This window comes from Bradyrhizobium sacchari (assembly GCF_002068095.1).
GTDB classification, from domain to species: domain Bacteria; phylum Pseudomonadota; class Alphaproteobacteria; order Rhizobiales; family Xanthobacteraceae; genus Bradyrhizobium; species Bradyrhizobium sacchari.
In genome coordinates this window covers 156,795-164,000 of record NZ_LWIG01000010.1, presented here as the reverse complement: position 1 = coordinate 164,000, position 7,206 = coordinate 156,795, and the positions used below count along the sequence as shown (strand labels likewise).

The window sequence follows — 7,206 nt, the reverse complement described above, 5'->3', positions numbered from 1 at the left end:
CGAGGTCCGACCGCGCCGCCCCCTGCCGCGCGTCGAGCAGGAGATCGAGCAGATCGTTCTCGCCCTGCTCGGGGCCGGACCCGCGCCCGCAGGGCAATTGTGGCCGGCCATGATGGGAACGGGACCGCTGCCGGACAGGGCGCCGCCGGGCTATCGTCCAATCCTGCCGTGCCCCCTGTGGGGCGATTGCTGGATGCGCGAGCAGTCAGCCGCGCCTGCGGGCGAGGATGAATGCGCCGCCGGTGCGCAGCCCCAAGCTCAGGACAATCGCAAGCGCTTTGCCGTGCGCGAGCGCAAGGACGATGCCAATCGCCGCGATCCGTTCGTACTCAACCGCTTTGAAAAAATCCTAGCGATGGCCGAGATGGTCAATGTCGATCGGCCGGCGGACGACAGCGAGGACGAGGACGCGCAGAAGGCGGCCGATGACCTGGAAGAGATCACGCTCAGCCGCCGCAGCGGCAAGCCCGCGAGCCGGTTCAAGTTCGATCTCGACCTGCCGCCGGAACCCCTCGATGCCTCGCGCCTGAATGCGGATCTGACCTATCCCGAATGGGATTATCGCAGCAGCTCTTATCTGCCCGACCATTGCCGCGTGCTCGCATCTGCCGCTTCGGAGCGAGGTGAAAGCTGGGCGCCCGACGAGACCATGCGCCGGCACATCCGCCAGGTGCGTCGCCGCTTCGAGGTCTTGCGGCCACGTCATGAATTGATGCGGGCCCAGTCCGACGGACATGATCTCGATCTCGACGCGCTGGTCCGCGCGCGGTGCGATCTTCGCGCTGGCGGCAATGGCGCCGGTCTCGATCGCGTTCACATGGCGATGCGCCCGCAAGGGCACGATCTCGCCGTCACGCTGCTGGTCGACGTCTCGCTTTCAACGGACGCCTGGGCCGATGGCTACCGGGTGCTTGATGTTGAGAAGGAAGCGCTGCTGGTGCTCGCGCACGGGCTGTCGGCCTGCGGCGATCACCACAACATCCTGACCTTCACCTCGCGCCGGCGGTCCTGGGTGCGGCTTGAAACGGTCAAGGCGTTCGGCGAGCCGATGAGCGGCGTGGTCGAGCACCGCATCGGCGCGCTCAGGCCAGGCTATTACACCCGGATCGGCGCGGCGGTACGCCACGCCTCGGCCGAGCTTGCGCGCCAGCCGCAGCGCAAGAAGCTGCTGCTCGTCCTCACCGACGGCAAGCCGAACGACGTCGACCATTATGAGGGCCGCTTTGCGCTTGAAGACACCAGGAAGTCCGTGCAGGAAGCGCGCCGGCTCGGGATTGCGGTGTTCGGCGTGACCATCGACGCTGCAGCGCAGTCCTATTTTCCGACGCTGTTCGGCCGCAGCGGTTATGCCATCGTCGGCAACATCGAGCGATTGCCCGCGGGGCTGCCGGCCATCTACCGGCAGGTGGCTCACTGAACCAGTCAACCCAAGTGGTGTTCCGCGAGTGAACTATTGCTCATCTGATGGGTATATGATCGAATAGGCGGATGGGCCAAATTCGGTCGAAACCCGATCTCATCATCTTCGACTGCGACGGCGTGCTCGTCGACAGCGAACTGCTGAGTTGCCGGTGCCTGTCCGAGGTGCTGGCGGAGTTCGGCTTGGAGCTCAGCGTGGAGCAGGCGCTCGAGCTCTTCCTGGGCCGCAGCGCGGCCGCGATCGGGCAGTATTATCGCGAGCATGGACGAACACTGCCCGATGAATTCCTGCCGCGCCTGAAAGCGCGCGTACTTGAGACCTTTGCGAAGTCGCTCCAGCCAATTCCCGAGGTCGCCACCGTTCTGTCCGCGCTGAAGGCACTGCGTTGCGTTGCCTCTTCCAGCGATCTCGATCGCGTCGCGCTGTCGCTGGACGTCACCGGCCTTGCGTCGTATTTCGACGGCCGTCTCTATACCGCGCAAATGGTCAAGCACGGTAAACCCGCACCGGACCTGTTTCTCCACGCCGCTGAGAAGATGCGCGCCGATCCTTCGCGCACGCTGGTGATCGAGGACAGCGTCAGCGGCGTGCAGGCGGGCAAGGCGGCCGGCATGGCCGTCTGGGGATTTGTCGGCGGCGGCCATTATCGTAGCCGCGACGGCCGCGCTATATTGTCCGCCGCCGGGGCCGATCGGGTCTTCACGCGCATGAGCGATTTCTGGGAGGTGTGAGCCCGCATGGCCGCCGAGAACGACAAGTCGAGACTCGACGACGCCGCGCGCGCCGGCTGGCTCTATTTCATTGCCGGCCATACCCAGGACGAGATCGCAAAGATGCTGCAGGTCTCGCGCGCCTCGGCGCAGCGGCTGGTCTCACTGTGCCTTGCCGAGCGGCTCATCACCTTCCGGCTCGAACATCCCATCGCCGCCTGCATGGAGTTGGCCGCGCGCCTGAAGGAACGGTTCGACCTCGTCCATTGCGAAGTTGTGCCGGCCGATCCTGCCGCACCGGAGGCGACCGCAGGCATTGCCGAACGCTGCGCCAATCTGCTCGATTCCACACTGCGCCCGGAGACGCCCGTCATCGTCGCGCTCGGCACGGGGAGGGCAGTCCGGGCCGCGGTCGAGCGCGTCACGCCGATCGACCGGCCCAATCACCAGATCGTCTCGCTGGTCGGCAACATCTCCGCCGACGGCTCGGCGAGCTTCTACGACACCGTCGGCCGGCTCGCCGACCGCACCGGCGCGCGGCACTATCCGATGCCATTGCCGTTCCTGATGTCGTCGGAGGACGAGCGCAACAGGATGGTGCGCATCGAGCCGATCGCGAAAGTGAAGGCCGTCGCGGCCAGGGCCGATTTGCGCCTCGTCGGCATCGGACAGATGGACCAGAAGGCGCAGGTGCACGTCGATGGGTTCGTCACCCGCGACGAGTTGTTCGAGATGATGCGCCTGGGGGCGATCGGGGAGATCACCGGCTGGGCCTATGATTCCAAGGGCCGCCTGCTCAAGGCCGGCACCAACAAGCGTCTCACCAGCATTCCGCCGGAAGTGCCGGCGAAGACAACGACCATCGGTGCGGCGGTGGGGACCGCCAAGGTGGCGGCCATCGCGGCGGCGCTCAGCGGGGGCCTGATCAACGGCCTGATCACGGACGAGACGACGGCAAGGGCGATCCTGGAGCGGTAGGGGGCTGTTCCAGCTTGTCCGCGAGGCAGGCGATCCTTCCCCACACAACACTGTCATCGTTCGTGCAGACGGACGATCCAGCACGCCGTGGCCAAGCTTGAGGCAAACCAACTCACGACACGGAGTATTGGATGCCCCTCCTTCGCGGGGCATGACAGTGTGGGGTGTGGCAACATCCCCACCCCACCTCCCGCCCACTCCCGCACCGCAGCACTCATAAGTTGCGGGAACGGCCGTGCGCCTGCTTGACTAGCACCATAGCTCCGTTGAACATACGCTCAACGCGTGGGCATATGCTCAAAAGCGCGGGTCCAAGGGAGGTCACCGTGAAACACGTCCTCGGCGCCGTCTGCGGCGCGTCTGTTCTGCTGGCCGTCCCCGCGATGGCGGAAACGACCCTCACGATCGCTACCGTCAACAATGGCGACATGATCCGCATGCAGGGACTGACCGGTGAATTCACCAAGAAGAACCCTGACATTGCCGTGAAATGGGTTACGCTGGAGGAGAACGTGCTGCGCCAGCGCGTCACCACCGACATCGCCACCAAGGGTGGCCAGTTCGACGTCCTCACCATCGGCACCTATGAGGTGCCGATCTGGGCCAAGAAGGGCTGGCTGGTGCCGCTGGCTAATCTCGGCGCCGATTACGACGTCGCCGACCTCTTGCCGAAGATCAAGGACGCGGTCTCCGCCGACGGCAAGCTCTACGCCGCGCCGTTCTACGGCGAGAGCTCGATGGTGATGTATCGCACCGACCTGTTCGAGAAGGCCGGCCTGAAGATGCCGGAGAAGCCCACCTGGGACTTCGTGATCGACGCCGCCAAGAAGCTCACCGACAAGAGCGGCGGCACCTACGGCATCTGCCTGCGCGGCAAGGCCGGCTGGGGCGAGAACATGGCCTTCCTCTCGGCCATGGCCAATTCCTACGGCGCACGCTGGTTCGACGAGAAGTGGGAGCCGCAGTTCAATACGCCGGAATGGAAGACGACGCTCACGACCTACGTGAACCTGATGAAGGAAGCCGGCCCACCCGGCGCAAGCTCCAACGGCTTCAACGAGAATCTGGCGCTGTTCAACGCCGGCAAATGCGCGATGTGGATCGACGCCACGGTCGCGGCGTCCTTCGTCACCAACCCGAAGGACTCCAAGGTCGCCGACAAGGTCGGCTTCGCGCTCGCGCCCAACACCGGGCTCGGCAAGAACGCCAACTGGCTGTGGGCCTGGAACCTCGCGATTCCCGCCGGCTCCAAGAAGACCGAAGCTGCCGAGAAGTTCATCGCCTGGGCGACCAGCAAAGACTACACCAAGCTGGTGGCGTCGAAGGAGGGCTGGGCAAACGTGCCGCCCGGCACCCGCACCTCGCTTTACGAGAACCCTGATTATCTGAAGGTCGCGCCCTTCGCCAAGTTGACGCTGGCCTCCATCGACGCCGCCGATCCCAACAAGCCGACGGTGAAGCCCGTGCCATACGTCGGAGTGCAATACGCCGCGATCCCCGAATTCCAGGGCATCGGCACCCAGGTGGGCCAGCAGTTCTCGGCGGCGCTTGCAGGATCGACCTCCGTCGATGCGGCGCTTTCCGCAGCCCAGTCCGTCACCGAGCGCGAAATGAAGCGCGCCGGCTACATCAAGTGAACCCGAGCTCTTCCTCCTGAGCTCAAACTTGCGGCCATCTACCCATCCCCGGATGGATGGCCGCCTTCTTCTTCCCGGCAGAGGAGAAGCCCGTGGCAACCCGGCAGACGCAATTCCTTGCACGGTCGCTCCTGACCCCGGCCGTCGGGCTGCTGTTCATCTGGATGATCGTCCCGCTGGCGCTGACGATCTATTTCTCGACGCTGCATTACAGCCTGCTCGATCCCGGTTCGGAAGAATTCATCGGGCTGGAAAACTTTCGCTACTTCCTCACCGATCCCGCCTTTCTGGCCTCGCTCCAGAACACGCTGGTGTTGGTCGGCTCGGTGCTGGCACTGACCATCCTGCTCGGCATTCCCCTGGCGCTGCTGCTCGACCAGCCCGTGATCGGCCGCAACTTCGTGCGGCTCATGGTGATCGCGCCGTTCTTCGTGATGCCGACAGTGAGCGCGCTGGTCTGGAAGAATCTGCTTATGCATCCGGTCTCCGGCTTGTTCGCCTGGCTCGCAAAATTGGTCGGGCTGACGCCGGTCGACTGGTTCAACGACGTGCCGCTGTTCTCGGTGATCCTGATCGTCGCTTGGCAGTGGCTGCCCTTCGCGACGCTGATTCTCTTGACCGCGCTGCAATCGCTCGACGAGGAGCAGAAAGAGGCGGCCGAGATGGACGGCGCCAGCGCGGTCTCGACCTTCATTTACATCACGCTGCCGCATCTGGCGCGCCCCATCACCGTGGTGATCCTGATCGAGACCATCTTCCTGCTCACCGTCTTTGCAGAGATTTACGTCACCACGGGCGGCGGCCCGGGGCTGTCGACCACCAACATCGCCTTCCTGATTTATGCGCAGGCACTGATCCAGTTCGACGTCGGCAGCGCGTCCGCCGGCGGCCTCGTCGCGGTGGTGATCGCCAACATCGTCGCCTTCTTCCTCGTCCGCATCGTCGGCCGCAACCTGGAGGCTTGAAGCATGGCTCGGATGGCGACGAGACAGCGGGTGGTCATATCGACGATCGGGGCATGGCTGTTCGGCTTCCTGATCTTCTTCCCGATCCTGTGGATGGTGCTGGCGAGCTTCAAGACCGAGCTCGAGGCCTTCGCGATTCCGCCGTCGTTCCTGTTCTTCCAATGGACCACCGAGAACTATGCCGCCGTGCAGGAGCGCAGCGATTATTTCCACCACGCGATGAACTCGATCATCATCGCCGGCGGCTCGACGATTATTGCGTTGCTGATTGCAATTCCCGCGGCCTGGTCGATGGCGTTCGCGCCGACCAAGCGCACCAAGGACATCCTGCTCTGGATGCTCTCGACGAAGATGATGCCGCCGGTCGGCGTGCTGGTGCCGATCTACCTGATCTTCAAGACGTTCGGCCTGCTTGATTCCCGCATCGGCCTCGTCTTCATCCTCTGTCTCGGCAATCTGCCGATCGTGATCTGGATGCTCTTCACCTATTTCAAGGAGATTCCGCGCGACATCCTGGAGGCCGCGCGCATGGACGGCGCCACCATTGGCCGCGAGCTCGTCTATGTGCTGACGCCCATGGCGATCCCGGGGCTGGCGTCCACGCTGCTGCTCAACCTGATCCTGGCCTGGAACGAGGCGTTCTGGACGCTGAATCTGTCCACCTCGTACGCGGCGCCGCTCACCACGTTCATCGCCTCCTATTCCAGCCCGGAAGGGCTGTTCTGGGCAAAGCTGTCGGCAGCCTCGACGCTGGCGATCGCGCCCATTCTCGTCCTCGGTTGGTTCAGCCAGAAGCAGCTCGTGCGCGGGCTCACCTTCGGCGCGGTGAAGTAAGGGGCTGCCATGGGTCAGATCACACTTCAGGGCGTGCAGAAATCCTTCGGCCCGGTGCACATCATCAAGGGCGCCGACCTCGACATCGCCGACGGCTCCTTCGTGGTGTTCGTCGGTCCCTCCGGCTGCGGCAAGACCACGCTGCTGCGCCTGATCGCGGGGCTCGAAGACGTCAGCGGCGGCAAGATCCTGATCGACGGCAAGAACGTCGTCGACACGCCGCCAGCCAAGCGCGGGCTATCGATGGTGTTCCAGTCCTACGCGCTCTATCCACATATGAGCGTGCGCGGCAATATCGGCTTCGGCCTGAAGATGGCTGGCCTTGCCAAGGACGAGATCAACCGCAAGGTCGAGGCCGCCGCCGCGACGCTGAACCTCACACCGTATCTCGACCGCAAGCCGCGCGAGCTCTCCGGCGGCCAGCGCCAGCGCGTCGCGATCGGCCGCGCCATCGTCCGCGAGCCCAAGGCGTTCCTGTTCGACGAGCCGCTCTCCAACCTTGACGCCGCCCTGCGCGTTCAGATGCGCATCGAGGTGACGCGGCTGCAGAAGCAGCTCGGCACCACCGCGATCTACGTCACCCACGACCAGGTCGAGGCTATGACCATGGCCGACAAGATCGTCGTGCTCAACGGCGGCAAAATCGAGCAATACGGCTCGCC

General features: G+C 64.5%; 6 protein-coding genes and 1 pseudogene. All 7 read left to right on the top strand.

Annotated elements, in window-relative coordinates; all coding sequences use genetic code 11:
- Nucleotides 1-1,417: nitric oxide reductase activation protein NorD (locus A5906_RS14360; protein WP_245326733.1), on the top strand; the 1,417-nt coding region annotated here is incomplete at its 5' end.
- A gap of 71 nt (nt 1,418-1,488) precedes the next feature.
- Complete coding sequence (locus A5906_RS14355) at nt 1,489-2,151, top strand: HAD family hydrolase (protein WP_080135839.1); 663 nt, start codon at nt 1,489-1,491, stop codon at nt 2,149-2,151.
- Between the two features lie 6 nt (nt 2,152-2,157).
- A complete protein-coding gene (locus tag A5906_RS14350; protein WP_080135838.1) occupies nt 2,158-3,108 on the top strand; it encodes a sugar-binding transcriptional regulator in 951 nt (316 codons plus the stop codon).
- Nucleotides 3,109-3,434: 326 nt separating this feature from the next.
- The gene (locus tag A5906_RS14345) at nt 3,435-4,745 is read left to right on the top strand and encodes an ABC transporter substrate-binding protein (protein ID WP_136615227.1); all 1,311 of its coding nucleotides are present in this window, start codon (nt 3,435-3,437) and stop codon (nt 4,743-4,745) included.
- 92 nt (nt 4,746-4,837) lie between these two features.
- The gene (locus tag A5906_RS14340; RefSeq protein ID WP_080136115.1) at nt 4,838-5,710 is read left to right on the top strand and encodes a carbohydrate ABC transporter permease; all 873 of its coding nucleotides are present in this window, start codon (nt 4,838-4,840) and stop codon (nt 5,708-5,710) included.
- Nucleotides 5,711-5,713: 3 nt separating this feature from the next.
- Entirely contained in the window at nt 5,714-6,544 is an 831-nt protein-coding gene (locus tag A5906_RS14335; protein ID WP_080135836.1) for a carbohydrate ABC transporter permease, read from the top strand.
- 9 nt (nt 6,545-6,553) lie between these two features.
- Nucleotides 6,554-7,206 (top strand): annotated as a pseudogene (locus A5906_RS44415) (ABC transporter ATP-binding protein); the annotation flags it as partial.